The organism is Hamadaea sp. NPDC050747 (genome assembly GCF_040654195.1).
GTDB lineage: Bacteria > Actinomycetota > Actinomycetes > Mycobacteriales > Micromonosporaceae > Hamadaea.
This window is the reverse complement of the sequence record NZ_JBFAHM010000005.1, coordinates 169,493-196,024: the sequence shown is the minus strand read 5'-3', so window position 1 is coordinate 196,024 and position 26,532 is coordinate 169,493. Positions and strand designations below refer to the sequence as shown.

Here is a 26,532-nt window from a genome sequence, read left to right as displayed (position 1 = left end):
TGGGACGCTGCGACCGGCCAGCAAATGGGCGAACCACTCGGCAGCGATCTCGACCACATGAGCGGCCTGACCGTCGTCCACACCAGTACCGGGCAGCATATTCTCGTCGGGTTCGACCTCGACGGTGGTCGGGGGTCGTGCACTCTAGGACGCCAGCACCGGCACGTTGATCTGGTCCGGCGACCAGATGACCCCGATGTCGCACCTTATGCACACCTACCAGGACCGGTCGGGCCACACCGTGCTCGTCTATGTCATCACCGAGAGCACCGTCGGCGAAGGACTCAACCGCTGGGAGGTCGAAGCCCGATGCGTCGTACCGCAGCCCTACCCGACGGCCACCTGGGCTGTGTACAACGACGACGACCACATCATGCTCGCCCGTTGCACCACCGACGGCGCAGTGATCATCGAACCACTGGAATAGCCTGCGCTCGCGCCAGCCTGAGGCCCGTGGGGGCGCCGACAGACCGGGTCGGCATTGCCCTGCTCATGTGACCCGCTACGGATCTGCCACCACCAGGATGTGCACCGGCCCCTCAGCCACGCGCCAAGCGCATATACGTGTTGAGCGTATATGCTGTCGCGGTGACGCAGGCAGCTTTGTCGCACGTGGCGTATCTCGTTTTGACCGCGGTGGTGGACGGCCCGAAGCATGGGTACGCGATCCTGGACGACGTCCGCACCGTATCCGGCGGAAGCGTCGTGCTGCACACCGGCACCTTGTACGCAATCTTGGAACGGTTGCATGGTGGCGGGCTGATCGAAGTGGACCGAGAAGAGGTCGTCGCGTCGCGGCTGCGGCGCTACTACCGGATCACCGGTGCCGGCGTCACCCGGCTGACGGTGGAGACCGAACGAATGACCCAGGCCGCTCGCACAGCTTCACGCAGACTGGCCGCCGTCACACCGCACGCCGCCGGAGGCGCAGCATGAGCCGAACTCTGGCCGACCGGTATCGGCGGCTGGCCTTCTATCCGCAGGCGCACCGGGACATGTATGCGCAGGAGATGCTCGGGGTGCTGCTCGACGACGCCCGGCCGGGTCAGCGATATCCGAGACTCGCCGATGTCGTTGTGCTGATCTGGTGTGGGCTGCGCGCCAGGGCTACCGCCCTGGCGCATCCTCTGCGCGGCGACTCTTGGCGGTCCTCGACGGGGACGCTCGGTGTTTTGCTGATGATGCTGCTGGCGTTACGCAGTCTGCGTCCGGTCATCCTGCCGCTGGCGGTCTGGACGCAGTTCGGCGATCCGCCGCCGACGTTCGACACCACCGTCGTCGTACTGGCCGTCGGTTGGTCGGCGGCCGCGGTCGCGGCAATGACTGCCCTGAGGCGTACCGCCGCGTACCTGGCCGCAACTGTCGTGTTCGTCCACAGTGTGCTGCTTACGCGCAAACTCCCCAGTCCGAGGAAACTGCGGTGCTGGTGGTCGCGCAATGGACTGCACTGATCCTCGTGGCGCTCGCGGCCTTCGCCACTGCGGCCGCGCTCTTGCACCGCCGCGAAACCCGCATCGAGCTCCTCGACCTCGGACGCCAAGCCCGACGAGCCGCAGTCATTTCACCACCAGCCAACCAAGAAGGCTGACGGCCCATCGCGGCCAAACTCCAACGCCGACGGCGAACCTCAGCTCTCGCTCAGGGCGGCCACGGTTCACATCGACGCCGGATCCCCTGGCGTATCGGCAGCAGGACGCCCGCCGTCGCGACGATGGGGTTTGCCCGACCGCACTCGCGTATGAAGATGACCCAAGCCCCGACAAGGCCCGCCGATGCGGACCGGCCCTCTTCGGTCGCCGAGTTCAGCTCGGCGCGCCTACTCGTTGCCGACGCCGGCAGCCAGGCGCGCTCATTCCGCTGGCCTCGACAATCCATTGATCATTGGATCGCCAGTCGGCTAGGCCGGGCGCGCCACAGCGGGCGATGCGCCCGTGTTCGGCGGCACCCACATGGCTTCCACGGCGGCCGCGAACTCGACTGACGGCCTCCTGACTTGGACCGATAGCCCATCTCGGCTCAGCCGAGCGCGTGCGATCGACTGCCACCGCGACACCACCAGAATGATCCAGCCAGCTACGCCAGCCAGCAGAGCGACCGCGAACGCCCACCAGCTGCTTCGGTGTTCAGCTGGCCCGGCATAGGTTGTGTCCGCTGCGTCAAGGCCGACCACGAGAAACGCCAGCATGAGGCCGATGAGCACAAAGCCGGCCGCCATCCGCAGGTAGCGAAGTGACCTGCAGCGGGCGCAGAAGGCCCACCTCGGGGCGGTGACGACCTTTCGCGTCGCCGCGCGGACGGCAAGGAACACGACGCCGCCAAGCGGGATCAGCGCCCAGGTCCACGGTGCCGGTGCCGATTCGATCGCGACCGAAGCGGTTAACCCAGCCTTCGCTCCGTGGCGCACGCAGATCGTCGGCTGTGAACCGTACGCAAAGCACGCAACGGGGACAGATGTGCGCATCGCAATTCCTAGCCTTCTCAAGCATGAAGTCAAGGTGCCGAAACAGAACGCTTGGCGCCGCACCGCAATAGTGTCCGGTAACACCGCGATAGTGTCCGGTAACTCAGCTCCGAAGGGCCAGCCGTAGAACGAGGCTTACACGCGGGCGGCCCAGTCCCTGCTTTAGAGGCAGGTATTAGGCCCTCCGCCAGTCGCGACCGACCTTGCTGCAACCATAACTGCCGCGCCTGCCGCACTTCGGTAGTCGACATCGCTAGGCGCCGCACTCCCGCTCCGCTCTCCTGGCGATCGAGCGCAGGAGGCGCGCTGATTGCATCGATATTTCGATGGCCTGATCCGCGGATGGCGCGTCTGTGTCAATCTCATACGTTCGGATTTCCACGATGCCCGGTTCGATGCCTGTGACCTGAACCACCTGACCGAAGTCAGTAAGCAGTGCACCGAACAGCGGCTGTTCTAGAGTCGGGCCAGGAATTGCCATACGTGATGTTGCGCGGGGGTCCCGCATTGCCAGCATCAGCTGTTCTGGCAGGTCGGGGGCAGTGTCGAACTGTTGGGTTTCGGCCGGATATGCGACTTGCCAGACCCAGACGACGTCGGGGCCTCCTGCCAATGCGGATGCGTTCCAGCACACTACATCAGGCTGGGGCTCGTACTCGCCCGTCTGATTGGCACTCACAAGCGCTCCGGGATGCGCAGCGGCCAGATGGGCTCCAAGTAGGGTCGCAGCCGTGAGTTTCGCGGCTGGACTTTCTTGCGTCCGGGTTCCCAAGGCACCGGTATCGAATCGACCTTCAGTCATCGTTTGTCGCCCTTTCGCCCGGAGGCCTACTTCACCGAGCACAGCACCGGCGCGGATCGGCATACTGCTGCGATTCCGACCTCGGCTCCTGCTGCTCCGGCCTCGGCTCCTGCTGTCATTCCGCCACCGATCCCACCGATGGTCGTAAGAATGGCGAGCGTCACGGGGTCTTCATCGAATGGCGCGGGAGTCACTCCTTCTTTCGGGTGCTGTCGGAGATAGCGCCGCGTCGCATCCGACCCCTGATTGAGTCGCTTAGCGATTCGTCGTGTCTCGAGGTAGTCCTCCTCCTCTTCGGGGGTAGGCTCATCCTCAGGCTTGATCACGGTATATACCTCGAGCCCGCGAAGCGCTTCGCTGCTATTTACTATAACTATGCTCTCGAGGTCCGTATTAAGTCCTGCGCTCGGAAGATAGAAGGAGGGTCCGGCGACGGCCCGGCGCCCACGTGCAAGCGGGTCAGCGGTGGCGTCCCTGATTCCGTTTGTAAGGCTTTCTAGCGCCTTGTCTAGATTGGCTGCTTTCTTCACGGATTTCACTTCCCACACCCAGACGACGTCGGGCCCGCCCGCTAGCTTCGAGCAGTTCCAGCAGACGAGGTCAGGTCCTGGCCCGTTGCCCAGTAGGTCACCGCTCACCTCGACATTAGCTCCGAACACTTCTCGCAGTCGTTCCATTCGCAGCGCGACCGCGACCAGGTGCGCGCCAGACGAGCCATTATCCTTTTTGCCTGCCGAGGACGGATTGTATTGGACTTCCCCGTCGTCGATCGCCTTGGCGCCGGTGGGGTCGCTCTTGGAAATGGGCGAGTTGTCGGCATAGGAATAGCCGTTAAGGCTCAACGGGTTCGTCGGATCCAAGACCGGGTCCAGGCTGACGAACCTGCCTGTCGCAGGGTCGTACTGACGGAACCCGATGATCGTCAATCCGGTTGCCACGTCCTTGGGTTTGTCGAGGAAGCCGTGGTTGTCGGGCCAAGTGGGTTGCGCGGTGTCGCGGGGTGCGCCGAATGGCGTAAAGGACCGCCATGTGGGCGTAGCGCCGTTGTGGTCGAGAAGCAGTGTCGGGCTGCCGTTGTTGTTGCTGATTTCCAGGTTATAGGCGGCTGCGGCAGTGCCAGTGCGCACTGCGGTAACACCGTTGAGCTTGTAATAGCGGCATGCGGTGACAGCGCTCGTGGCGGTGTTGAGGGTGAGCTGCTGTTCGGGCAGATAGACAGTCACGGTCCCGGGATCACGTTGGACGAGCAGAGCACCATCGGCATCATAGACAAACGTTGAAGTCTTCGTTACGGGATTGTCGGTGACTTTGGCCAGTTGACCACGGTGGTTCCAGGTCAGAGTCTGGCTGCCGTTGGCGACGGTGGTGCGGCTGATCATGTTTCCGGCGGTGTCGTAGTTGTAGCTGGAGTTCTGTGCGTTCGGGCCGGTGGCGGTCACGGCGCGCAGTGTGTTGGGCTGTCCAGTTCCGACCGCGGGATATGCGTATGTGGATTCCGTGTCGGTTGACTGGCCCGGGATCGCGTGCTGGGTCTCTTTGGCACGGTCGCCGAGGTTGGTGTAGGTCCAGCTGGTCCAGTAGGGGTTGATCCCGCCTACGGTGGCGTTGGTCGCGCCGTCAGTGCCCAGGTCTGCTGCGCAGTTGTCGGTTGCGGTCCAGGCGGTGGTGAGCTGGCCGAGCAGGTTGTGGTCGTAGCACTGGGTTTCGACGGTTGCGCTGTTGTTGTTACGGGTGTCTGTGCTGGCCGTGATGAGCCCGGTCGGTCCGTAGTTGTACGTGACGTCGTCGAGGCGGGTGGTGAGGTGGTCGACGTGGGTGTCGGCTAGTCGCAGCATGTGCTGCTCGTAAACGTTGGTGAGGTAGCTGGCGACGCTGTTGGTGCCCATCTGGACCTGGCTGATCAGCCCGTACTGGTTGTAGGTAGTGCTGTGCACGTAGTCGCCGGAGAGGTTGCCCATGCTGTTGGGCATGTCCATGACGTTGTACGTGTAGTTGACCGTCTCGGCCGGCAGTGCTCCAGTGGTCGCCGGGAAGGCGGTGGTTTTGTGCAGGCCGCTACTGGGCGTGTAGGTGTAGCTGAAGGTGTAGGTGTTGGCCAGGGTGGCGATGCCGTTGCCGTTGGCCGGGTCCGCCGGGATGGTCACGCTCTTCGAGGTGAGCGCGTAGCGGTTGGTGTAGCCGCCGATCGTCGTGGTGTAGGCGTAGGTGCCGTCATAGCTGGTGGATGTTGCGAGTTTGCCGATGCCGTTGGTGATCGTTGTCGAGTCGTAGGTCCATGCCGCGAGTTTGGGCGACGCGCTGGTGGGTCCGTCGTACTCGAACGTTTTACGGTTCAGGGCGTCGTAGGCGTAGGAGACCGTGACATTGTTGCTGTCACGGCGGGTGGCGAGGTTGCCGTTCTTGTCGTAGGTCAGGTGGGTGCTGCCCGCGTCCGGGTCGACGGTGTCGCTGACCTGTCCGAGCAGGTTGAAGGTGCTGGTCCAGACGTTGCCGCCGGCGTCGGTGATGGTGGACTGGTTGCCGCGGCGATCATACCCGTAGGTGATCTTGGTGTATGCGCCGCCGGATAGTTGGTTACCCGTGACCGTGGGAGCGCTGTTGTAGCTGTCCTGCTCGATGGTGCGGCCGCGGGCGTCGACGATGGTGGTGATCGGGGTGCCGCCGGTGATGCGGCCGACCGTCACCGGCGGGATGACGGTGGTGCGGTCTCCGCCGTACACAGTCCGGGTGCGCCATTGTTCGATGCCGAGCATCGTCGAGGCGTCGAGGATTTGGCGGCCGCTGCCGTCGTAGGTGTACAGATCCTGGTTGGGCATGTATTGGTCTTGGCCGGTGAGGTCCAGGAAGGTCGTGGACGCGGCGGCGGAGTCGTAATACTGGTGGGTGGCCTTGATGGTCCAGTCGTGACTGTCGTAGTAGGTGTCGTCGATGAGCCGGCCGCCGCTGGGCGACTGGGTTTGGACCTGGCGTACCCGGAGCAGGGCGTCGAACAGCGACACCGAGATGCGGTAAGAGCCGTTTTCGTTAAGTGTCTTAGTGGTGACCGTTGACGGGACGGTGTTGGAGATGCTGTAGGTGAACGCTTTGTTTGCCGGGTTGGTCAGCGTGTTGTTGCCGGGCAGCCACACGCCGGTGAGCCGGCCAAGGGCGTCGTAGCCTTCGTCGATCTCAAGACTATTCTGGTCAATGATCTTGGTGTTGAGCCCTCGGGCCGGGTCGACGGTGGTCGTGGTGAACTGCCCGAGCGGGTTCGTCGTCTTGATGCTGGTGGTCAGGCCGTTGGTCTCGGTGTACTGGGTTGTTGACGCCGGGTTGTCGTTGGCGTCAACAACGGAAATCGGCCGGCCGAAGCTGTCGTAGAGCGTCTTGGTCAGCGTCAGGTATGTGAAAGTTCCGTTGAAGTCGCTGGCCTTCTGTGCCACCGTCCGGTTGCCAGCGGTCGGAATAATGGTCTGAGGCCAGGTGGTGACGAAGCTGGTGACGTCATAAAAGTTGCGCTGATCGGAGACGATATCGGCCGCAGTCAGGCCGGTTGGTTTGGACAGGCCGTTAACGCCGCTGCCGGCACAGGCAACTGCGTCGATTTCGACCTCGGCCGGCAGGCTGACCAGATTGAGGTCCGTGTTTGCCGGAGCATAGGTGGTGGTGGCGCAGGTGGCCTGGCTGGAGTCGGCAAGGTCGCCGTGGTCGTAGACGACCGTCGGCAACCCTGTGGTGGTGTCGTAGGTCGTCTCGGTCTTGGTCGTGCGCCAGGCGGTGGACGGGCCGGAGGTGATCGCGGTGGTCGTGTATGTGGCCACCGTACGGTTCATCTTCGCAGTGACCGCGGACAGTCCGGTGCGGTTGCGGGTCGCGGTCGCCGGGCCAACCCAATAGTCGGTGGCGGTCGCGGAGAGCACCGGACCGCCGTCGCCGTTGTAGGTAATGGTTTCGCGGACCTTGCCGGCTAGTTCGTTGGTGTCGGGGACGCTCGTGGCGGGACCACCGGTGGGCCAGGTCACCGCCGGGGACAAGGTCACGTTCGCGGTGCGGGATCCCGACGGCAGGGTGTCACCGTTCATGCCCTGGTAGAAGTAGGACTCGGTGAGGGTCGTCGGGTCGGAGCCGCCGCCCACGCGGGTCTGCACCCGCGGGTATCCGCGCCATTGCCCGTAGGTGCGGTATTTGGCTTTGGTGACCTCGTTGTCGTCGAAGTGCCAGGCCGGGTTGCCGACGTAGGTGTACTTGGTGACGACGGTAGGGGTGCTGGTGATGACCGGGTCCTGCTCGTCGATCTCGGTCACGACGTACTTGTTGAACCAGTCGAGCTTCTGACTCGAGGCGCCTTGCGGAGTCCAATACACCGGGTAGCACAGGCTGGTGTTGGCCGAAGTTGTGATCGTCACCGGTGCTGTGCACTGCTGGCTGGTGTAGTAGACGAGGATCCGCTCACCGGTCTCGGTGGTGATCTGGCTGATGCGCAGGTGGTTGATGGCCGAAGCGAGGTCGGTCGTGTCGACTCGGTTGGGTTTGTTCGTTCCAGCGAAGGTCACGGCGGGCAAAGTGATGGCGGTTCCGGCATTTCCGGTGTGCTGGATCGATTCGAGCCACAGAGATGGTGTCGTGCCGTCGCCCGGGTTGGGATATTTCTGCGTCAGCGCATAGGTGTCTACCGAGGTGTAACTGGTGCCGTTCCAAATGCTGGTGGTCAGTGTCGTCAGCCTCAGCCGGGACCAAAACGTGGGCGCGTGGACGTTGCAGGTCGCGCCCGGGTTGCAGTTCTGGTCGGCGTAGGGCACGTCAGGCCAATTGCTGGGCGTGCTCGTGATATTGCCCGGCGCGCAGGCAGACACGGATACGATGCAGCGCTCGGACGTCGTGAACTGCACCCGTGCTGAGGCACTGGCCGTGTATGGGTTGGGGTCGACCAGGCCGTAGTCGGCGTGATCGAGAACCCCGCCGCGGGTGTAGATGACGCCGGTGGTCGCGTTGTTCTGACCGTAGTAGTTGGTTTCCGGCGTGTAGTAATAGGCGATCGCGTTGTGGTGGGCGTCGATGACGTAGTCGAGGTTCCACCGCCATGCCATCGTGCACAGATGATCGGTCTTGCTGTAGCACGGGTCGCTGGAATACGGGCTGTATACCGGCTCGGTCCAGGCCGAGTTGGTGGCGGTTTTGCCGGAGGCCCAGCCGGGCAGGTGGTTGAGCCCGAAGAAGAACTGTGTGCCGTCCTGGGTAGTGACTTTCCAATAGTCACCGTCGTACGTGCCGTTGATGCCGGCCGAGGTCAGCTGCTCGACTTTGGCGCCGCCGTCGTTGGACACCTTCCATTTGGTCGGCAGGCTGCTGTCGTAGACGAGGTCACCGGAGTTCCCGCTGAAATTCAGGTGGACGACCGGCCCGGCCCAGCAGTTGTCGCTGGTGTTCTTCGCGGTTCCCTGTGGGTTGTCCTTGCAGGTGACGTAGGACTGTTCGATGTAGCCAGGCGTGTAATCCCATCCGTCGCCGATCCACGAGGACTGGCTGTTGGTCGACACCATCTTTCCGTCGACCGACTGGGCGTCGTAGGCCAAGTTCACGTCGGGGGTCAGGTTGCCGGGCACTGGTGGGACTGGAATCGGGTAGTTGTAGGTGAAGTCACCGGCGTTCCCGCCCCCTGACCATGTGCCGGACGGCTGCATGGGCGTTGCCGTGTAGTCACCGGAGTCGCTCGATGTCGCCGTCTGCGTGGCCAGGACGAGTGTGCTGGCAGTTGTCGCTGTGCCGTCGGCGGCGGCGTGAGCGATTCGGGTGGAGCCGACCGCGTTCGTGGGAAGGGTGATTTGCGCGGTCAGCGTCTGCGTCGTCGAGTCGTTGGTCGTGGGGATCGGCGTCTGCACCTGGCAGGCTGGCACCGTCGGGGTAGTCGCCGCGCAGGCCGGCATGACCGCTAGGCGAAGCCGTCGTCCGGTGTCCGCGCCGTAAGCGCCGACCCAGCTGCCGTAATCCACGGTCACCGTCATCGGGCCTCCCGACAACGTCGCGTCAGACGATGTGAGGGCTGCGACGACGCCGAGCACGCCGGCAGCCTGTGCGTGCTCTCGGCCGGCCACGGTTACGTGGACGGTTCCGGCTTGCCCGGCACGGCCCGCCGCCACAGACACCGGAAGGGTTCCGGCTCTCCGTACGACTCCTTCGGCCGCCAGTTGGACGTCGGCAGCCCCGGCAGCCGGCCACGTCACAGCCGGAGCCTTCCACAGGTTCGCCGCATCATTGCGTGGCTGCGGCACCTGCTTGGCGCGAAACGGCGTACCAACCTTGCGGGAGGAGAACTGCTGCACGGCTGGCGCCGCCGGATCGGCGGCCGCTTGCGCCGGGACTGCTCCTAAGACGACTGCACCGGCCGCCCCAACGATGAGCGTCAGCACCCCCATCGTGAGCCGGCGCAAGAGCGTGGTGTGGTGTGGCCGCCGGACGGCGAACCCTGTTGCGTCGAACACGATCGAAGCCGACCTGGCCATGTCTCTCCCCTGAAGATCGCCGTCGGTGCCGGGCGCACGCTACGCGACCGCCGAGGGCCCACACAAGATCTAGCGCGACCAAGATCAGTCGCATAGGGTGGCCGGTCGCGGAGAACCAGCGGGGGTGCTGCCCAAGATGACAACCCTGTCATTTTGGTGTTCACAGAAGGCATGCGGATTTCCCGGGAACCCTCCACGGGCCGGTCACCGGCGGAGGGACATCCCTGGGCCTTCCTGCCGACGTCGCCCACGGCTGGTCTTCGGCTCCAAAGCGACGAAGGAGGAAACCATGAACCGCCCACCTCGCCATCGGTCCCGGCTCAGACCGGCAACCGCACGTGCCTGCGTGCTGGCCATCACCGCGAGCTGCCTGAGCGCACTGGCTTTGTCAACGCCGTCCGCCGCAGCGGCGGCGACCCTGGCAGCACCGAATCAGCTTCTAACACCAGGCCAGGCGGCCGCCCAGGCAAAGGCCACGGGAAAGCCCGTCGAAATCACCTCCACTACGTCGGAGACTTCGCGGTCCCTGGCCAATCCCGACGGAACCACCACTGTGGATCTCAACACGATACCGGTCAGGGTCCGAAAGAACGGATCATGGACCGCTTTGGACGCAACGCTCCACGCGAACAGCGATGGAACGATCAGTCCCGCCGCTACCACGTCCAGTCTCGCTCTATCCGCAGGTGGCAGCGGCCCGATGGCCACCATGACCACCGCGTCCGGCGCCCGCCTGTCGATCTCTTGGCCCGGAGAGTTGCCGGCCCCAGTTCTGTCAGGCGCAACAGCCACCTACAAGTCCGTGCTGCCGGGCGTCGACCTGCTGTTGACCGCCAACACTGCGGGCGGGTTCTCTGACGTACTCGTAGTGCAGGACGCTGCCGCGGCGGCGAACCCGCAGCTGGCTACCCTGCGGATGCCGATCAGCACGACCGGGCTCACGGTCACCGCTGACGCCGCAGGCAACATAAGAGCGGTCGACGCCGTGGGCACCGTCCAGTTCAACGCCCCTGCGCCGCTGATGTGGGACTCCACGACGCCAACCGGATCAGCACAGACCCTCTCCGCAGAGGCCGACAACCTCGGCGGAGCGCCGGAGGCGTCAACGGCCGACGAACCCGGCGCCGCCGCCATCGTCCATCCATTGGATGTACAGGTGGATGCGGCAGCGATCACTTTGAGGCCGCCCGCCGGATCCCTGACGGCCGCGGATAACCATTATCCGCTCTACATTGACCCATCCTGGGTCTCCACCGGGCCGCGCCCCAGCGGCTGGACCTACGTCGACAGCTATCACGACACGACCAGCTACTACAACAGTTCAGACCGGGCCCGCGCCGGATACACAGCGTTTGTCTCGCCGTACTACAAGGCGCGCACCTTCTGGAAATACACGATCCCGACCGCGATCTGGGGCAAGCACATCAACACTGCCATCCTGCAGACCACGGAGGAGTGGTCTGCCAATTCCAGTGCCTACATGATGGATATCAATCACATCGGCATCTCGAACACCACCATCAGCTCATCGACCACCTGGGCGAACCAGCCGGCTAAAGGTGCGCTGATCGCAACTAAGCTCGCTCCTGGTGACTGGCGCTCCGATGACAGCGAAAGCCCCATTGAAGTCGACTTCGACCTGACCAATGAGATCAAGTCGGCGGCGTCCGGGCGCTGGTCGTACGACACGATCGGCCTGTACAACGAGACCGAGACCGACAAGTACGCCTGGCGCAAGTTCGACAACAATCCGGTGCTGTCGATCACCTACAACTCGGCCCCGAACACTCCTACCTCGCTGAGCACCCAACCGGCAACTGTCTGTGGATCCACCACGAACATCATCGGCAACACCGGCGTCACCCTCTCCGCCGCGATTTCCGACCCTGACGGCACCAACAACCCGCTGACGGCGACTTTCACGATCACCGACACCACCCCCGAGCCAGACGTCGCCACTCCGCTGACCACGGGAGGGGGAAGCGGAACGACCGTCTCAGTTAGCGAGCCATCCGCCTTCTTCGCCGACGGCCACTCTTACACGTGGAACGTGAAGGTCACAGACGGCATCGACACCGCCACGAGCACCAACTGTCAGTTCACCGTCAACCACGCCGCACCCGTCGCACCCACCGTAACGTCGACGAACTTCAACCTCACGTCGACCACCGCAGCCGCTGGCAGCGTCGGCCACTTCAGCATCACCCACGCATCGACCGGGACCAAGCCCGTCAAATACATCTACGGACTTAACCGCACGCCACCCACCACGTCGGTCAACCCGGGATCAGCGCAGACCGGCTGGGCCACAACAACCGCAGACAGCAACGGAGATGCGGCCGACCTTCAGCTGACCGTCAAACACGTCGGGCCGAACGTCTTGTACGTGTACGCCATCGACAGCACCGGAAACGCAGGCGCCCTGCAGAACTACTCGTTCAACGCCGCACCGAAGGCCACCGCCGACGCCTACAGCGACTTCAACGGTGACGCCAAACCCGACCTGCTCGTCGTCGGCACCACCAACAACCCCGGCCTATGGCTCTATCTCGGCACCGACAAGGCCGGCCACATCGACCCCGTCGCCATCCAGGCCGGAGCGTTGGGCACCCGCGGCACCGGCTCTATCAACAAGCCCGCGGACTGGACCGGCGCAACCGTCTCCATTGCCGACATCGATGGTAACGGAACACAAGACATCCTCGTCAAACTCCCTACCGCCAACGCGTTTGGCGACAACGTCGAGGTCCTGCTCGGCGGCGGCGACGGCACCTTCGACGTCACTGACGCCGACAACGTAAAGCCGCTCCAGCTCAACAGCGTCGATGGCACGGATCAGGACCAAACCGTCAACCAGATCATCGTCCTGCCCGACAACCAGGCGGACCTTAGCGCCGGTGGCGCCAACGCCCCCTACCTGAACGACCTCTACGCCGTCGTCAACGACACCCTCTACCTATATCAACCGACCGCACTCGACGGCCTGTCCTACAGCGCGCCAATCCCGCTGAGCAGCGGGTGGGCCAGCCGCCAGATCACCGCCACCCGATCCACCAACGGGCCAGCGCTGTTCGCCCGAAACACCAGCACCAGCACCCTCACCCGCTGGGAAGGCACTCCTTACAACACCACCAGCGGAGCAGGGATTCCGGCAGGCAACGCGACGGGAAGCAGCAGCTACACCATCAGCGGAACATGGTCCACCACAGCCGCACCCTTGGTCATCGGCGCGGACGTCAACCTCGACGGCAACCCCGACCTATGGAACACCACCAACGCCAACCAGACCGGCCTCAACGCGAACATCTACGCCACCGGCACGACGTTCGCGACTGCGGTCACGAACACGGGATTGACCCAGGCCACCCTCGTCGGCGAGTGGGACCTCGGCGAGCGAACCGGCAGCCAAGCCAACGACAACAGCCCCTACAGCAACACCCTCACCATGACCAGCGGAGCATCATTCATCCCGACTGGGCACAACACCAACGACGCTGGGGCCATGAGCTTCACCGGCGCTTCTACCCAGCAAGCCACCACGAGTGTCCCCATCTTGCGGACCGACCAATCGTTCAGCCTGTCCGTCTGGGTCTACCTGACCGACACGTCGACCACCACGGCTCGTACGATCCTCGAGCAGCAAGACACCACGTTCGCCGCGTTCTTCATTCAGAAGCGGTTTAACACCTGGGCCTTCGGCCGTGCCGCATCGCCGAGTACCGGAGGCGTCGTCCTCGCCCAAACGACAACCGCCCCGGTCCGCAACGCCTGGGTGCACCTCGCCGCGACCTATGACGCCACGACCGGCAACATGGCGCTGTACGTCAACGGCGTCTCCGCCGCAACCCACGCCGCATGCGGCTGCAACTGGAACGCCACAGGCGGCGTACTCGTCGGCCGAACCCAATGGGCCCAGACCAACGGCGAATGGTGGCTAGGCAATGCCGACAACATTCAGCTGTACCAAGGTCTGCTGACCCCAGCGCAGATCACAGCTCTGTCCACGCAGTAACTGATAACAGTTCCCGAAGCGGTCGAGGATGATCAACGCAGCCGTTGACCATCCTCGACCGCTTCAGAGAAAGGGCACGTTCCATCTGAGATGACCTGGAAAACCAGGTACGCGCAATCGGACCCGACGCTGCGGTCATCATTGACCTCCGCAGCATCGAAGCCATGACAATCAGCTTCGCCGACGAACTACTCGGACGCTTCTACGATTCGCTGGCAAGTGGCGACGTCAAAGCCGAAGCAGTGCAGATACGCGGCCTTAACGACGAAACCCGGGAAACCGTCGACCTCTGCCTCGAGCGACGCGACAAGATTGCCGTCACCGTCGATGACGGGCGACCAGCCCTCCTCGGCCGGACCGAACCACTGGAAGAGACCTTCCAAGTCGCGCTTGCCCTTGGAGAGTTCAAGGCGAACGACCTCGCAGACGCGCTTTCGATCACCGCGCAGAACGCAAACAACCGGCTCAGACGGCTCGTCGAGGCGGCCGTCGTGCGGCGACGCCAGACCAGCGTCGCCAACCGAGGCGGCAAGGAATTCGTGTACACCGCCGCGCCGATCATGTAGTAGTCACTCCGCTCATCGAGCATGCCTGACACCGAACCCGGCCGTCCTAGCAAAGCTCACGCCAGACAACTTGCGACCAGCACGCCCGGCGCGTACAGCGGCCGCGGCAGCGTCAGCCGCCGTGCGGCTCTGCGCGGACAGCACGCTGATGTAGGTGTCGGCGGTGAAGGCGTAGTTGGTGTGGCCGAGCATCTCCTGCACGACCCGGACGTCGGCGCCTGCAGCGAGGGCGAGGGTAGCCGCGCCGTGACGTAGGTCGTGCAGCCTTATCGGTGGCAGCTTCAGCACCTTGATCAGCTCGGCGAACCGGTGGGTGAGCCAGTCCGGGCGCAATGGTCTTCCGCCGGGCCAGCAGAACACGCTGTCGTCAGCGGCTGGTGACGACCACTCCGACGACCGGTGACGTTCCAGCGCCTGGGCTGTGTCACGGTCGAGGGCGATGGTCCGCGTGCCGGCGTCGGTCTTCGGAAGACTGTCGAGGACCTGGCCGGTGATCTCGACCCGCTGCCGGCACACGGTCACCTCCCGGGATTCCAGGTCGACGTCGATCCACCTCAGGCCGAGCAGTTCCCCGCGCCGCAGGCCCGTCAGCGCGGCCAGATGCCACAACGCGTACAGCGGATCATCCGCGACACCATCAAGGAACTCGGCCAGCTGATCGACGCTCCACACGCCAACCACGGGACGCCACCCGTCCAGCCGCCATGCCTCGACCCGGTTACGCGACCACACCGTCGGTCGCGGCCTGCGCGCCGCAGGTAGAACGAGGCCGAGCGCCGGATTCCGCTGGAGCACCCGCTCACGGACAGCGGTGTTCAAGCTGCGGCGTAACGTGGCCCGGATCCGCTGCAACGTCGCCGGAGCCAGGGACTCGGCGTACCGGTTGACCCGCGTGGCCAAGCCATCGAACAGTTGCTGGATCTTGCCTGTGGTCAGCTCCTGCAGCGGGATGCGGCCGATGCCGGGCGACAGATGTTCGATGACGTGCGACCGGTACGTCTGCCAGGTTGTTGGACGGACGGTGCCCTCGATGGAGGCCAGCCACTCATACAGCCAGTCGCGAACTGTGGCGACTTCGCCGAACCGCTCTTGCAGGTCGTGATCGGCAACCGCTGCCTGCGCGGCCTGTGCGGCGGCGGGTGACACGTAGCCGCCGCGGCGCAACCGGATCCGACGGCCGCGTGGGTCGGTCGCCTGCACCGCGAAGTACCAGGTCCCGTGATCTGGATCTGCCAGCCGCGGGCAACGCCTCCCCCGCCGCCGGCCAGTAGCCGGATCCTTACAGCCACACCGCCGGTAGATGCCCGCCGGTTCCCCGGTCTCCATCGCGGCCATGGTTCTCACCGCCTCGCCGAACCTCTGCGGGGGTGTGACAGAAACACTGACCAGGTGATTCACGCTATGGCGGGCACCTTGGGCTGACCGGAAAGGATCCTGGCAAACCGATGTAGACCGACGTCAGTTAACGCCAGGCCGACCCCGGAGGACGGCGGGACCCGTGTGCTCGCCGTGTGCTCGTATGCGATGTACGGGGAAGGTACGCGGTGGCACAGGGCGGCAGGCGCGCCAACTCCGTCATCTCAACCCTCAGCGAGCGCCGCAACGCCGCATACGCCGATCCGGTGACGAAACCGCAGGTCAAAGCTCCTTTGTTGACAGAAGAGTGCGGCGGTCGTAGAGTCTCAAACAGCGGCTCTTGACAGCCGCGCGGCGGAGCATGGGCTGATCTACGCGGACTCTTAATCCGCGGGTTCGGGGTTCGAGTCCCTGGCGGCGCACCACAGGTTCCATTGCGCGAACCACAGACGAGCCGGTCGAGTTTTCGACCGGCTCTGTTGCTCTTCCGGGACCTTGAAGACCGGGATCAGCCGGGTTCCGTGGAACTGGATCTCGGCGACGTGGCTGGCCTCGTCCGAGGCACGCGCGTGGGCGCAGCTCGACGCTATCAATGAGGCGCGAGCGGCGCTTGTTCGCGCGGCCGGTCACCGCGAGCGCCTCCAGGTAGATGATCTCGACGGAATCGGTGGGTTATTCGCATTCCCGCAGGCCAAGCAGCACTATTACGCCGCCGGAACGTACGTGTACCTCAACGGCCTGCACGCCGACGCCGCCAGGGAGGCCACACAGGCACTGGAGCTGTACGAGTCCGCCGACGCCGAGGGCCGTGCCTTCGCCGACGAGGCCGGCACCCGAGCCGAACTCGCGCTCGCCCGCATCCACGAAGGCCAGCTCGACGGTGCGCGGGACGCCCTCGACCCAGTTCTCGACTACGGCCGTGAACTGCGGATCGGCGGCATCGTCGCGAGCGTCGGCCGAGTCCACACCGCACTACGCGACCGTCGGTACAAGGACTCCACCATCGCCCGCGGCCTGCGCGACGAGATCGAGTCGTTCAGCCAGCGTCCCGCAGCAGCACTGACCGCCTGACGCGCGACTGGATAGAGTCAGCGCGTGTACCCCGTGCGGATCGAGGGCGAGCGGATCGTCCTGCGCGAGTTTGAGGAACGCGACCTCGACGCCTCCATGGCCGTCGTCGGCGACCCAGACGTGACCGACTCGCTCAGTTTCGACACGCGCACCCGCGAAGAACAGGCCGAACGGCTCGCCGCTGACATCGCACGAGCACAGTGCGAGCCACGGCCGGAATAACTACCTCGCCATCGCCGACCGGCCGACCAACGAGCTGATCGGCTTCATCCGCATCGGGCTCGGCGGACACCGCAGCGGCGAGCTGGGCTATGCGCTGCGTAAGGACCGTTGGCGACAGGGATACGCGTACGAAGCAGCCAAGCTCATGCTCGCATTCGGGTTCGAGACACTCGGCCTCCACCGAATTCAAGCAGCGTGCGGACCTGACAATGCCGCGTCTCAAGCGATGTTGCAGCGGCTCGGCTTCGAGCACGAGGGCCGCATGCGTGATCACGTCTTTGCCAATGGTTTGTGGCGGGATTCCCTCTTGTACGCGTTGCTTAATGAAGGACACGATCCGTCGCCTTAGCTTTCCGTTCAATGTGAGCTGGGCTTTTGTCCCTCGAGGTAGGAAATGAGAAGCGGCCATCGCGGCCCTCCGAGTAAGCTTCCCCGCTCACTCGGAGGGCCGCGATGGCCGCTACCAGCAGTATCACCCTGCCCGATGTGGGTGACCAGAGTGAACTTCGACGGTTCCGCAACGACGAGTACGACTGCTTCAGCCGCTGGCCCGATGCGCTGTTCGAGTTGTTCGACGCGGTCAGCTGCCCGATCCTCGATCGCGCACCTGCCCTGGTCGGCACAGCAAGGCGCGGACACTGCAGCGCGTTCGCGGCCCTAGCCGACGGCGTCATTGACGCCGACCAGCCACGTGACACCCTTGCGTCAGCCCGTCCCACCGGCTGGCGCCCCGACTTCGCCGTCGACGCCACGACCTGGCCCCGCTGCGACGCCGAGTGCTGACCCGGCCGCGGCTGCTACTACGTTAGGGCCGCGCGTGTGCTAAGGCGTGCAGTAAGTCACCTTGATAGGGACGCTGAAGCGGAATATTGCAATCCGGGTCGTCCAAGGATTCGAGAACTTGCCGGGCGACCGATGCGACTGCGCGCGCCAGCAGTGGCGGCACCGCGTTCCCGATTTGCTTAAGCATCTGCCACTCGCTGGAGTGGAATACAAAGCCGTCATGGAAGGACTGTAGCCGGGCAGCCTCACGGACCGTGATCCATCGCTCAAAGCGGGGATGCACCCACTCCGACAAATCTCTGTGCATTTGCGCCAGAATCGTGTATGCAGGGCGATCAACCGGAAGCCTCCGCCACTTCTCGGGGCGAAGGCCGTTCCAGACATCCTTTGGTAACGTATCGCCCTTGGCGCCCGGCTTCAGCAGTGCTATCAATTTCTTCCGGCGATCTTGAATCTCTTTAGTGTGATGATTATGTAGTCGGCGCTTGCCTCCTGCAGAGGCGCTCTTTGACGCGGCGCTGTACCAGCGTCCATCGCGGTCTAGGCGCATTTCATCCAAAATCTCGCGGCGCACAGTGGGGCGCGGATATGGCAACGACTCGTAGTGGACAGCTGTCTCTTCTGGAAGGTCTCTTAAAGCATCCCACACAGTTTGTACGGGCTGTTCTTCATTCTTAAGTCCGCCGGCGAGAAAATCCCCAACCGGAATATCGAGACGCTCGCCGTCTCGTACGCCGACAAAAATGGCCCGCTTCCGGACTTGAGGAACACCGTAATCGGATGCCGCGAGTATTTGGACTCCGGAATTGCTGTAGCCCGCCGCCGAGAACGCTTCTAGGACCTCGCGCTTAAATCTGCCCTTTCCGAGGAGAAGCATGTTGGGCACGTTTTCCATAATGAAGATTCGTGGGCGCAGTGTTTTCAGCACCCGGATGAACTGTAAGTAGAGCTCATTCCGTGGATCGTCAAGTACACGAGTGCCAATCTGGCTATACCCCTGGCACGGCGGACCACCGAAGAGCATGTCGATTTCATTGGGCGCCACAGCGGCGAACCGCTCTCTTTCGTTCGACCAGACTTCGGAGTCGGGAGCCAAGAAGTCGTGCACATCGCCTTCAAATAATGCGACTTCTGGAAAATTCGCACGATACGTCTGGGCCGCAAAGCGGTCGAATTCGACTGCCGCCTTCACATCAAAGCCCGCCAGGCGTACGCCCTCACAGAACCCTCCACAGCCAGAAAACAGTGACACTGCTGTATATCTTGCCACTCGCCACTCCTCTTCGACGCTGCCGTAAAACTACAGGTGGGCTCTGACGGAACAGGGACCACCGGTGAATGTGACTTATAGTCTACATAACGTGTCAACATCGAGGGCGATGTGACTTATGTTCCGTGGTCTCATCGTCTACAGCGGGCTAACTTGCTTCCGTGACCGAAGATGAGCCGACGAGCGACCTGCTGGCCGCGTTCGGGCTCGCCGTGCGCAGGGCGCGCACTGAACTTGGCATGTCCCAAGAGCGCTTGGCGGCGATAGCTGGACTGGACCGAACGTATGTTAGCGGCCTGGAACGCGGCAAGCGTAATCCAACGCTGACAACGCAAAAGCGCCTGGCCGCGGCGCTCGGCGTAAGCATCGCGGACCTAGTCATTCGTGCGGAGGAGACCCCCTAGTGCCATTTCGATTTAGCCAGGTCTCGACGCAGGCTCTTCCCAGGGCTGAGCGTTTAGTCGAGGACTTGCGTAGTGCGCCCGTACGGGGAAGGGACACCCAGTTCCGCCTTGCTCAGCAGAACATGTTGGCTTACACGTTCGACTCGAGTGTCCCCGGGTGGGGGCCCCCTGGATTGAACGGAATGCCATTTGCCGAGGTTGCGAAACAGCCCGTTCTAAACGCAATGGATGAAGGCCGCCTGTTCTTTGGTCCGGACTTTATCGTCAAGTCAAATGCTGAGGCGAAGGTAACCGGCGACATCTATGAAGTGGTAACGTCTGCGATTCTCTGGGAGACGGCTGCGCATTGGAACAATTTCATGTGTGGTAACGGCTGGCCGACATCTCCTCGCTATGCAAGGCCGTCAATTTTGCCATCTGCTAGACGACAGATTGCCGTCCTCAACCTGCCGAGGCGTTACGACTGGGTACGACTACTCGTGCCAAATGCGCGCGAGGAGATCGGAAGGATTCGGGAGAAGCTCGCGAAGCAGTCGCTTACGATGCCTACATCTACGCCGGACATCGCAATAGTCGTGTTGCCGGATGAGTCGCAACAAGACCTGTTCTGGCGATCGCCGTTGACTAATTTGTCAAGGCAATCACAGCAGGTCTTGGGCACTGCCCATAGACGAGTTGAGGGGAAGGTCGAGCCAGGAGAGATCATCTTGGCTATGGCACTCAAGAGCAGCCTCCGCTCTGATCGACTTTACCAACCGCTCTATGAGGCGAACGTGATGCAGTTTTTGTTGGAAGGCCATCTCAGAGCTCCACGCGTTGAGTTTGAGGTTCATGCGTTGACCACTGATGGCACGGGGGCAGAACGAATTTATCAAGCTGCGTCAATTCATTCCGCCGGAACAGATCAGGCGCACAGGGCCGTTCGCGAGCTCTACAAACCTGCTAATGCTACCCAGATAGTACAACGGTTTATTCAGTTTTTGAACGGTCGTATGGAGTTGGTGGCGGCCACCCCTGGAGCTCGGGAGGGCATGCAGCTGCCTCGGCCCCGTGGCGTGCCTGAACTGCGCGAAAAATGAACCTCTCGGGTCTGTTGACCACCTAGCACCGCACCACCATGCCCTGAAGGGAGCAAGTATGGGAAGGTCCAGCGAACTTGATGGCGAATCCGGATGGAGCAAGGAAGGAGCGGATTGGTTCAACAGCCTGTCTGTTGAAGAGCTTGTCGACATCAAGTGGTTATCGGATTATGGGGTCCAATGCGAAGAGGATGAACAGAAGCTTGAGAAGCTAAGAGAAAGCTACGAAAAGGCAACGGGCCACAAATGGGACTGATGCAGTGACGGGTGAAGGTGTCGCCTGAGCTGACCGCCGAGAGAGGCAGCGGGGTCCTCCCCGGAGGACCGTGCGGTGCCGCGGAACTTCCACTCCGGCAGTACCGCATCAGTGCTGTGCGAGCCGCCCCGTGGAAACGTCTTCGGGTTCAGCGGACGTTCGCCCGACATGGGGGCGGCGAGTTCACGCCTCTGCAGCGCTGTCGGCGTCCACGCCTATGCGCTTGCGGGTCAGGACCCTGCGTGAGACGACTGCATGATGCACAGCGGACGCGCACTCCCTTGCCGACTGATGCTCCCAGAAGCGCAGCACAAGCCACCCGGCAGCCGTAAGCTGTTGGTCGGTGTCCCGATCGCGCTGCACATTTCTGGCGATTTTCTCCCGCCAGTATTCGGGGTTCGTCTTCGGGGGGACGAAGTGGTCCGGGCATCCGTGCCAGAAGCATCCGTCAATGAATACAGCGATACGTGTTGGACCGAACACCACGTCAGCAGTCCGGCGCATGCCAGGAAGTGGTTTAGCTGCCACGCGGTACCGCAAGCCGGCCGCATGAAGCAGCGAGCGCAGAGCCTTCTCCGGAACGGTGTCGCGGTTGCGGTTGCCCAGCATGCTGCGCCGGTTCGCGGCGGATGAAGCCCACGAACCTTCCGGGGGCGCCCAACTCGCATCTGCTGACGGGTCACTCATGATCTGCCGGATTCTACATCCGTCGCATACGACAGGCTGACCAGATCGACGTTGGGCTGACGGTAGCAGCGATTCTATATATGATCTTTTGTGTATCTATCTAACTGATCGTGACAGGGTGCGCCGCAGGCATTGACGGCGACTAGGCTGTTGGGCTAGGCGCGGCTGCTTGGGCTGGGGCCACGTTACGCTTCAGTGCCTCTTCGTGCAGGGGCCACCGGAAGCGGGTGGCCCGGCGACCTGTGCAACCGACTCGTGTTCGGTAACTGCGGTGCCCGAGTGCTACAGAAAGCGAACGGCTTTATGCTGGTGAAGGCTTCGCCGTGCTTGACCGTCTCGTCGACTCGACAGGTCGTACGGGCAACGGGCCGCCGATGATCAACAGATGGCGGTTCGCGTTCTTGTGACCACGGCGCACCTAGCATGACGAGGCCGTATAGTCGATTGACTATACGGCTTTGATCATTGTGGGGCCAGTGTGAGGCCGCCCCAGCTATCACGGTCAACGCCATCACCAGCACTCTAACCGGGCGGTCCGGCGCGGCAGCGGACTTCATTCGCCCAGCGCCGCCCCCGCTCGTCGACGTCTTCCCAGGTCAGGGACGCTCGCCGGGATCGCTCCCCATCTTTGTCTCGGCCCCACCGGTCCGTCCTGCGGGTGAATCGGCGGACATCTGCGACAACATCACACGATCTGGCAGTCCTTCGAACGACCGGCTTGCCTGAGCCGCCATCGAAGGAGTCTGACATGAAGACCCTGCTCGACACCCCCGGACACGACGACAAGAACCTGTTCAAACGCTGCGGCTGTGTCAACCCGGCAACGGGTCGCCGTAGCGGCAGCCTCTGCCCACAGCTGACCGATCCTGGGCACGGCGCCTGGTACTTCGCCGTCAAACTCCCCACGCAACGCGGCCGACGCCAGCGCCTACGCCGCGGCGGATACGCCACCTGTGCCGAAGCCCGCACCGCACGCGATCAGGTCCTCGACCAACCGTCGGGTCTCGCCGCAGGCAAGGTGTGGACGCTTGAGCGCTGGCCGCGCCAATGGCTGGTCGACATCAGTGACGTCCTGCGACCCACCACCGTCAACAGCTACGCCCAGCACGTTCGCCTCTACCTCGTACCAAACCTCGGGCATTTCGTTCTGGCCGACCTGACCACCCGGCAGGTCCAAAGCGCGCTGAGGTCTTGTCAGGACGACAGCGCCCCGATGGCGAGCTCATCTCGGCCGCGACTATACGGCGGACTCTCGCAACGCTGCGGTCCGCCCTCGGCGCAGCCGTTCGCGACGGACTCATCACCAGCAACGTCGCCGCCGCGGCACGACCACCACGTCCCAGCTCGAGCCATGCCGTGCTCTGGACCGAACGACGCGAACGCAACTGGCGCGTCGACGGTATCCGGCCCACCGTCGCCGTCTGGGACGTCCGCCACGTCGCCGAGTTCTTCACGCACACCCAGCAAGACCCGCACATTCGCCTTGTGGTGGGTCGCTCTCCTATGCGGACTACGTCGCGGCGAACTGGCGGGCCTGCGCTGGTGCGACATCGACGTGGAAGACAAGACACTGACCGTCGCCCGGCAGACCATCTGCATAGCCGGACGCATCCATCGACAGCCACCCAAGAGCGTTACCAGCAAGCGAACCGTCACGCTCGACGACGGGACGATCGCCGTCCTCCAGAAGCATCGAGACCTGCAGGATCAAAAGTCCTTCGCCTGGCGGCACGACAGCGAAGGCCGCGTCTTCACCACGATCGCCGGCCGTCCGATGCGACCCTCCACGATGAGCCACCAGTTCCTCAAGGCCGTCCGAACTAGCGGACTTCCACCCGTCCGCCTGCATGACCTGCGGCACGGAGCGGCAACCTTGGCCTTCGCAGCCCAAGCCGACTTGAAGTACGTCCAGGAGCGGCTCGGCCACTCCAGCCCGGTCACCACCGCCAAGATCTACATCAGCGTGTTGTCCGACATCGACAACCGACAGGCACAGGCGACAGCCCGCATGATTCTCGATGCAGCTCAGCGACGGCCCGAGGCCGGCAGCTCTCAAGCTTGAATCCAGCACGACGGCCGTGTCGGTGGACTACTACTCGCGGGCTATCGGCCTGTGCGCCACCGCTGATGAACGGGCCTCTGCGCACAGGGCGTCGTCGTCAACGGGCCGTTCAATGGTCATGCCGGATGTTTACAACGCCATCGCCTCGTTTCGCCCAATATGTCGCCCGTTTTCGCCCTTATAGATCAGTCCGAGGGCTAGACGGTAGGTCACTGCACCGGCGCGACTCATGATTGCCGACGCGAACGAAAGAACACGGCTGTCAGGTTGGATTTGAAGGGCAGCCTGTTCGGATGCGTCGGTCGTCTCGAGCGGAGCGAGCCATTGTTCTGGAGCAGGAGTGAGTCGAAGACTTAGTCCCTCACCGCCAGGTCCAAGCATGCCTGTCGCAAGTTGCTGTGTATCGGCATCAACTAGTACTAGGTAGAAGTGCCCCGGATGCTGGTGAGCCGAGGCAGGCAAGTTAAGCGTCACGGTCGCCAGAATGGCCTGACCAGCCGTGCCCAGTTTGCTGCAACTCCCGCAGTTTAGCCCAATCTCGGCACAATCCTGGCTCAGCCCGTTCGTCTGGGTCAGGGAAAAGGTGACGTTGACGTCTACGTCGTCCGCCCCGAACGGCGGCTGGTTGGCGATGGTGTAGGTCGCTTGCCACGCGGCGAGCACGATGACGATTGAAAACACGGCCGCAAGGACTCGTCGACGCGGATGCCATTTCATTGCCGTTCGCATTCATACTCCCCGAGCTGATGGGCCGCACCTGTTCGGCACCATCATCGCCGAAGTACCGCTGCTGGACATGCGCACCTTCCACGCACTGCTCGCCGTCGCCTCCTGGACCGCCGAATACGGCAACCTCGACAACCCCGAAGACTGGGCCTACCTGTCCCAATACTCGCCGTACCACAACGTCCAACCCGGCCAGAAATATCCACCGCTGCTACTGATCACCTCCACCCGCGACGACCGCGTCCACCCCGGCCACGCCCGCAAAATGGCTGCCCGCCTCACCGAACACGGCTACGACGTCACCTACTACGAAAACACCGACGGCGGCCACGCCGCCGCGGCCGACCACCAGCAACAAGCACACAACGACGCCCTCAAGATCCAATTCCTGTGGCAGACCCTCGCAACCCAGGGGTGAACGCGGTAGGAGCGCTTCGCAGATCCCGGTCACACCGGAGGCTTAGTGCGTTATTCATGAGACGAGCGTCGATGTGGGATGCGCGCGCTTCCACTCCTCGAAATGCAGCAAGGCGAGCCAGTGGCCCTCCACGAACGCCACATGCTCGGAGCTCACCCCTCGGCCGCCATGCGATCGGCGCGTCGGGTCGGCACCCATCAACAACAGCAGCGTGGTCATGTCGGCGTGGAACTCTGCACCGGTTTGCCGAACCGCATCGATCTCGACGTCCAGCGCGTGGTGCAGCAGGGTCAGGCCGTCATGCTCCTCGTGCACATCCGCGCCGGCCTTGAGCAGCTCATAGAGTTCCTTGGACAAGCCCATCTCGACGGCCTGATGGGCCGGACTGACGTCCACCGCCTTGCTCCTCGCTGTGACTCATCGGGCTGACGTCGAGCGAGAGCCGACAGCCGCAGTGATCAAGATGTAACCTGTCGCATGTGGACACAACGGCCGGTCGCGCGTAGATCACCGGGGTTGTGTGGACCACCGTAACAAGCGGAGACCGGCCGTTGCGCGTCGAGAATATGACCGGCCTCGCCTCCGATCAAGTAGACCACCTCGTCGAGCAGTTGACCGATGGCGGAGTGTGGCGGGCGCACCGCCATCGCGCCCTGGACCCGCACCGATCGGTGCTCGTCGTCCTGCTGTACCTACGCCACAATCTTCCCCAGCGCCTGCTTGCCGAGCTGTTCGGCTGTTCCCAGCCCACGATCTCCCGTCTGATCACAATGCTGATCCCGATCCTCACCGACGTGTTATCGCCGCTGGCTGAACGGGTCGCCGAACGCGAGCTGCGTTCCACGGTGCGCGTCGACGGGTTCCTCGCGCCGATCGGCGACCGGCGCGCCAACACGTACACGTCTGGCATGTACTCCGGGAAACGACATCGCTGCGGGTTCAACATCCAGGTCGTCGCCTCCTGGCGCGGCCGACTGATCATGACCGGTGACCCGATGCCCGGCGCGATGCACGACGCCCGCGCCTGGCGAGAATCCGGCCTGGCCGCGCGATTCGCAGGCCGTCTGCATGCCGACGGCGGACCGGGCGGATTCGCCGACACCGCTTACACCGGCACGGGCCTGCTCGTCCCCGAACGGCGCACCGGCCAAGACCTGCTCGGCGTCCACGCTCGCGAGTTCAACAAGCTGATCGCCTCCCAGCGAGCCTGCGTGGAACGGTGCATCGCCCACCTCAAGAACTGGCGAATCCTCGCCACCGGCTACCGCCGACTGACCGCCAACTTCGCAGCGACGCTCGCCGCGATCACGAACCTGGAGATCTACCGGACATCGACGTTCGCCTCATGAATTATTCACTTAGCCGCGCCAACGGAGGCCGAGCCAGGGACCCGTATCGCAATCGGTGCTGCTGCTGGAAACCCGTACAACTGCAAGCGCTGAAAATCACCAAGCGCTCCCGCAAAGGATCAACGCCTGCCCCGACATGGATCACGTGCGTACAACCGTGACGCGACGTCATTGCCACTGCTCATTCAGGCGACGCAGACGCTCGTCAAGCGCCAGGACCTCCTCAGGAACCGGCTCCGGGAAACAGGGCACCGCTTCGGCGATCTCCTCGACCGCTTCCTCGCCTATCTCCCGCGCAACCGCATTCCACAGATCCATACGGACCCGGGACAGGCGCGGGCCCACGAGCCACTCGGTCATGAACCGGTCAAGCGTTTGAGCATCGGCGGTGCCGCTGCCGATATGTGAGCCGATCCGGTCCAGTGAGATCACGATGTTCTCCAAGTCCCGGGCGGCCTCGATTGCGCGCGTCAAGGGAATGGAGACGAACCGCTCGGCACTGTCAGCTTCCATACGGGCAGGACATCAT

The 26,532-nt window shown here is 63.5% G+C and carries 23 protein-coding genes, 1 tRNA gene and 1 pseudogene; 16 read left to right on the top strand and 9 right to left on the bottom strand.

Annotated elements, in window-relative coordinates; translation table 11 throughout:
* Nucleotides 1–196 precede the first annotated feature (196 nt).
* The 4 genes from AB0H43_RS13125 to AB0H43_RS13110 all read left to right on the top strand — a co-directional run bounded on the left by AB0H43_RS13125 (nt 197) and on the right by AB0H43_RS13110 (nt 1,588).
* The gene (locus AB0H43_RS13125; protein ID WP_359999521.1) at nt 197–427 is read left to right on the top strand and encodes a hypothetical protein; all 231 of its coding nucleotides are present in this window, start codon (nt 197–199) and stop codon (nt 425–427) included.
* Between the two features lie 161 nt (nt 428–588).
* Nucleotides 589–936, top strand: a complete 348-nt coding sequence (locus tag AB0H43_RS13120; RefSeq protein WP_359999520.1) for a PadR family transcriptional regulator — start codon at nt 589–591, stop codon at nt 934–936.
* Nucleotides 933–1,451 (top strand): hypothetical protein, encoded by a 519-nt coding sequence (locus tag AB0H43_RS13115; protein WP_359999519.1) that lies wholly within the window; start codon nt 933–935, stop codon nt 1,449–1,451. The genes AB0H43_RS13120 and AB0H43_RS13115 overlap by 4 nt, the downstream gene beginning before the upstream one ends.
* A complete protein-coding gene (locus AB0H43_RS13110) occupies nt 1,421–1,588 on the top strand; it encodes a hypothetical protein (protein WP_359999518.1) in 168 nt (55 codons plus the stop codon). The genes AB0H43_RS13115 and AB0H43_RS13110 overlap by 31 nt, the downstream gene beginning before the upstream one ends.
* A gap of 309 nt (nt 1,589–1,897) precedes the next feature.
* Here the strand turns inward: AB0H43_RS13110 and AB0H43_RS13105 are convergent, their stop codons facing one another.
* The 3 genes from AB0H43_RS13105 to AB0H43_RS13095 form a co-directional block, all read right to left on the bottom strand.
* On the bottom strand, nt 1,898–2,461 hold the full coding sequence (locus AB0H43_RS13105; protein WP_359999517.1) for a hypothetical protein: 564 nt from the start codon (nt 2,459–2,461) through the stop codon (nt 1,898–1,900).
* A 253-nt stretch (nt 2,462–2,714) separates the two neighbouring features.
* Entirely contained in the window at nt 2,715–3,140 is a 426-nt protein-coding gene (locus AB0H43_RS13100; protein WP_359999516.1) for a hypothetical protein, read from the bottom strand.
* Between the two features lie 149 nt (nt 3,141–3,289).
* Entirely contained in the window at nt 3,290–9,721 is a 6,432-nt protein-coding gene (locus AB0H43_RS13095) for an RHS repeat-associated core domain-containing protein (protein WP_359999515.1), read from the bottom strand.
* 367 nt (nt 9,722–10,088) lie between these two features.
* On the opposite strand from AB0H43_RS13095, the gene AB0H43_RS13090 reads away from it, so the two are divergent.
* Nucleotides 10,089–13,754 (top strand): LamG-like jellyroll fold domain-containing protein, encoded by a 3,666-nt coding sequence (locus AB0H43_RS13090; protein WP_359999514.1) that lies wholly within the window; start codon nt 10,089–10,091, stop codon nt 13,752–13,754.
* Nucleotides 13,755–13,918: 164 nt separating this feature from the next.
* Nucleotides 13,919–14,320 (top strand): hypothetical protein, encoded by a 402-nt coding sequence (locus tag AB0H43_RS13085; protein WP_359999513.1) that lies wholly within the window; start codon nt 13,919–13,921, stop codon nt 14,318–14,320.
* Nucleotides 14,321–14,332: 12 nt separating this feature from the next.
* Here the strand turns inward: AB0H43_RS13085 and AB0H43_RS13080 are convergent, their stop codons facing one another.
* Complete coding sequence (locus tag AB0H43_RS13080) at nt 14,333–15,520, bottom strand: site-specific integrase (protein ID WP_359999512.1); 1,188 nt, start codon at nt 15,518–15,520, stop codon at nt 14,333–14,335.
* 505 nt (nt 15,521–16,025) lie between these two features.
* Here AB0H43_RS13080 and AB0H43_RS13075 point away from each other — a divergent pair.
* From AB0H43_RS13075 to AB0H43_RS13060, 4 genes and pseudogenes are all read left to right on the top strand, one after another.
* A tRNA-Lys gene (locus AB0H43_RS13075) sits at nt 16,026–16,101 on the top strand.
* Between the two features lie 70 nt (nt 16,102–16,171).
* The gene (locus AB0H43_RS13070; protein ID WP_359999511.1) at nt 16,172–16,747 is read left to right on the top strand and encodes a hypothetical protein; all 576 of its coding nucleotides are present in this window, start codon (nt 16,172–16,174) and stop codon (nt 16,745–16,747) included.
* A gap of 24 nt (nt 16,748–16,771) precedes the next feature.
* Nucleotides 16,772–17,318 (top strand): annotated as a pseudogene (locus tag AB0H43_RS13065) (GNAT family protein).
* A gap of 137 nt (nt 17,319–17,455) precedes the next feature.
* A complete protein-coding gene (locus AB0H43_RS13060; protein ID WP_359999510.1) occupies nt 17,456–17,752 on the top strand; it encodes a hypothetical protein in 297 nt (98 codons plus the stop codon).
* 22 nt (nt 17,753–17,774) lie between these two features.
* On the opposite strand, the gene AB0H43_RS13055 is transcribed toward AB0H43_RS13060, so the two are convergent.
* Entirely contained in the window at nt 17,775–19,022 is a 1,248-nt protein-coding gene (locus AB0H43_RS13055; RefSeq protein ID WP_359999508.1) for a DNA cytosine methyltransferase, read from the bottom strand.
* A 161-nt stretch (nt 19,023–19,183) separates the two neighbouring features.
* On the opposite strand from AB0H43_RS13055, the gene AB0H43_RS13050 reads away from it, so the two are divergent.
* The 3 genes from AB0H43_RS13050 to AB0H43_RS13040 all read left to right on the top strand — a co-directional run bounded on the left by AB0H43_RS13050 (nt 19,184) and on the right by AB0H43_RS13040 (nt 20,761).
* On the top strand, nt 19,184–19,426 hold the full coding sequence (locus AB0H43_RS13050) for a helix-turn-helix transcriptional regulator (RefSeq protein WP_359999506.1): 243 nt from the start codon (nt 19,184–19,186) through the stop codon (nt 19,424–19,426).
* A gap of 182 nt (nt 19,427–19,608) precedes the next feature.
* A complete protein-coding gene (locus tag AB0H43_RS13045) occupies nt 19,609–20,505 on the top strand; it encodes a Cfr10I/Bse634I family restriction endonuclease (protein WP_359999505.1) in 897 nt (298 codons plus the stop codon).
* Nucleotides 20,506–20,563: 58 nt separating this feature from the next.
* On the top strand, nt 20,564–20,761 hold the full coding sequence (locus AB0H43_RS13040) for a hypothetical protein (RefSeq protein ID WP_359999504.1): 198 nt from the start codon (nt 20,564–20,566) through the stop codon (nt 20,759–20,761).
* Between the two features lie 183 nt (nt 20,762–20,944).
* Here AB0H43_RS13040 and AB0H43_RS13035 read toward each other — a convergent pair whose 3' ends face one another.
* A complete protein-coding gene (locus AB0H43_RS13035) occupies nt 20,945–21,448 on the bottom strand; it encodes a very short patch repair endonuclease (RefSeq protein WP_359999503.1) in 504 nt (167 codons plus the stop codon).
* A 748-nt stretch (nt 21,449–22,196) separates the two neighbouring features.
* Between AB0H43_RS13035 and AB0H43_RS13030 the strand changes: the two genes are divergently transcribed.
* Entirely contained in the window at nt 22,197–23,510 is a 1,314-nt protein-coding gene (locus AB0H43_RS13030) for a site-specific integrase (RefSeq protein WP_359999502.1), read from the top strand.
* A gap of 129 nt (nt 23,511–23,639) precedes the next feature.
* On the opposite strand, the gene AB0H43_RS13025 is transcribed toward AB0H43_RS13030, so the two are convergent.
* Nucleotides 23,640–24,173: a hypothetical protein gene (locus tag AB0H43_RS13025; RefSeq protein ID WP_359999501.1), complete on the bottom strand. Its 534-nt coding sequence runs from the start codon at nt 24,171–24,173 to the stop codon at nt 23,640–23,642.
* Between the two features lies 1 nt (nt 24,174).
* On the opposite strand from AB0H43_RS13025, the gene AB0H43_RS13020 reads away from it, so the two are divergent.
* On the top strand, nt 24,175–24,654 hold the full coding sequence (locus AB0H43_RS13020) for a prolyl oligopeptidase family serine peptidase (RefSeq protein ID WP_359999500.1): 480 nt from the start codon (nt 24,175–24,177) through the stop codon (nt 24,652–24,654).
* A gap of 54 nt (nt 24,655–24,708) precedes the next feature.
* Here AB0H43_RS13020 and AB0H43_RS13015 read toward each other — a convergent pair whose 3' ends face one another.
* Nucleotides 24,709–25,050: an ankyrin repeat domain-containing protein gene (locus tag AB0H43_RS13015; protein ID WP_359999431.1), complete on the bottom strand. Its 342-nt coding sequence runs from the start codon at nt 25,048–25,050 to the stop codon at nt 24,709–24,711.
* Nucleotides 25,051–25,205: 155 nt separating this feature from the next.
* Here AB0H43_RS13015 and AB0H43_RS13010 point away from each other — a divergent pair, with 155 nt between their 5' ends.
* A complete protein-coding gene (locus AB0H43_RS13010; RefSeq protein WP_359999430.1) occupies nt 25,206–26,003 on the top strand; it encodes a transposase family protein in 798 nt (265 codons plus the stop codon).
* A gap of 168 nt (nt 26,004–26,171) precedes the next feature.
* On the opposite strand, the gene AB0H43_RS13005 is transcribed toward AB0H43_RS13010, so the two are convergent.
* Entirely contained in the window at nt 26,172–26,516 is a 345-nt protein-coding gene (locus AB0H43_RS13005) for a hypothetical protein (RefSeq protein ID WP_359999499.1), read from the bottom strand.
* Nucleotides 26,517–26,532 lie beyond the last annotated feature (16 nt).

What these genes read in the sequence shown, in the direction of transcription:
- AB0H43_RS13005 (WP_359999499.1), bottom strand. Translation starts at nt 26,516, where the DNA reads ATGGAAGCTGACAGTGCCGAGCGGTTCGTCTCCATTCCCTTGACGCGC.
- AB0H43_RS13085 (WP_359999513.1), top strand. Translation starts at nt 13,919, where the DNA reads ATGACAATCAGCTTCGCCGACGAACTACTCGGACGCTTCTACGATTCG.
- AB0H43_RS13045 (WP_359999505.1), top strand. Translation starts at nt 19,609, where the DNA reads ATGCCATTTGCCGAGGTTGCGAAACAGCCCGTTCTAAACGCAATGGAT.
- AB0H43_RS13125 (WP_359999521.1), top strand. Translation starts at nt 197, where the DNA reads ATGTCGCACCTTATGCACACCTACCAGGACCGGTCGGGCCACACCGTG.
- AB0H43_RS13115 (WP_359999519.1), top strand. Translation starts at nt 933, where the DNA reads ATGAGCCGAACTCTGGCCGACCGGTATCGGCGGCTGGCCTTCTATCCG.
- AB0H43_RS13040 (WP_359999504.1), top strand. Translation starts at nt 20,564, where the DNA reads ATGGGAAGGTCCAGCGAACTTGATGGCGAATCCGGATGGAGCAAGGAA.
- AB0H43_RS13030 (WP_359999502.1), top strand. Translation starts at nt 22,197, where the DNA reads ATGAAGACCCTGCTCGACACCCCCGGACACGACGACAAGAACCTGTTC.
- AB0H43_RS13035 (WP_359999503.1), bottom strand. Translation starts at nt 21,448, where the DNA reads ATGAGTGACCCGTCAGCAGATGCGAGTTGGGCGCCCCCGGAAGGTTCG.
- AB0H43_RS13020 (WP_359999500.1), top strand. Translation starts at nt 24,175, where the DNA reads ATGACGATTGAAAACACGGCCGCAAGGACTCGTCGACGCGGATGCCAT.
- AB0H43_RS13105 (WP_359999517.1), bottom strand. Translation starts at nt 2,461, where the DNA reads ATGCGCACATCTGTCCCCGTTGCGTGCTTTGCGTACGGTTCACAGCCG.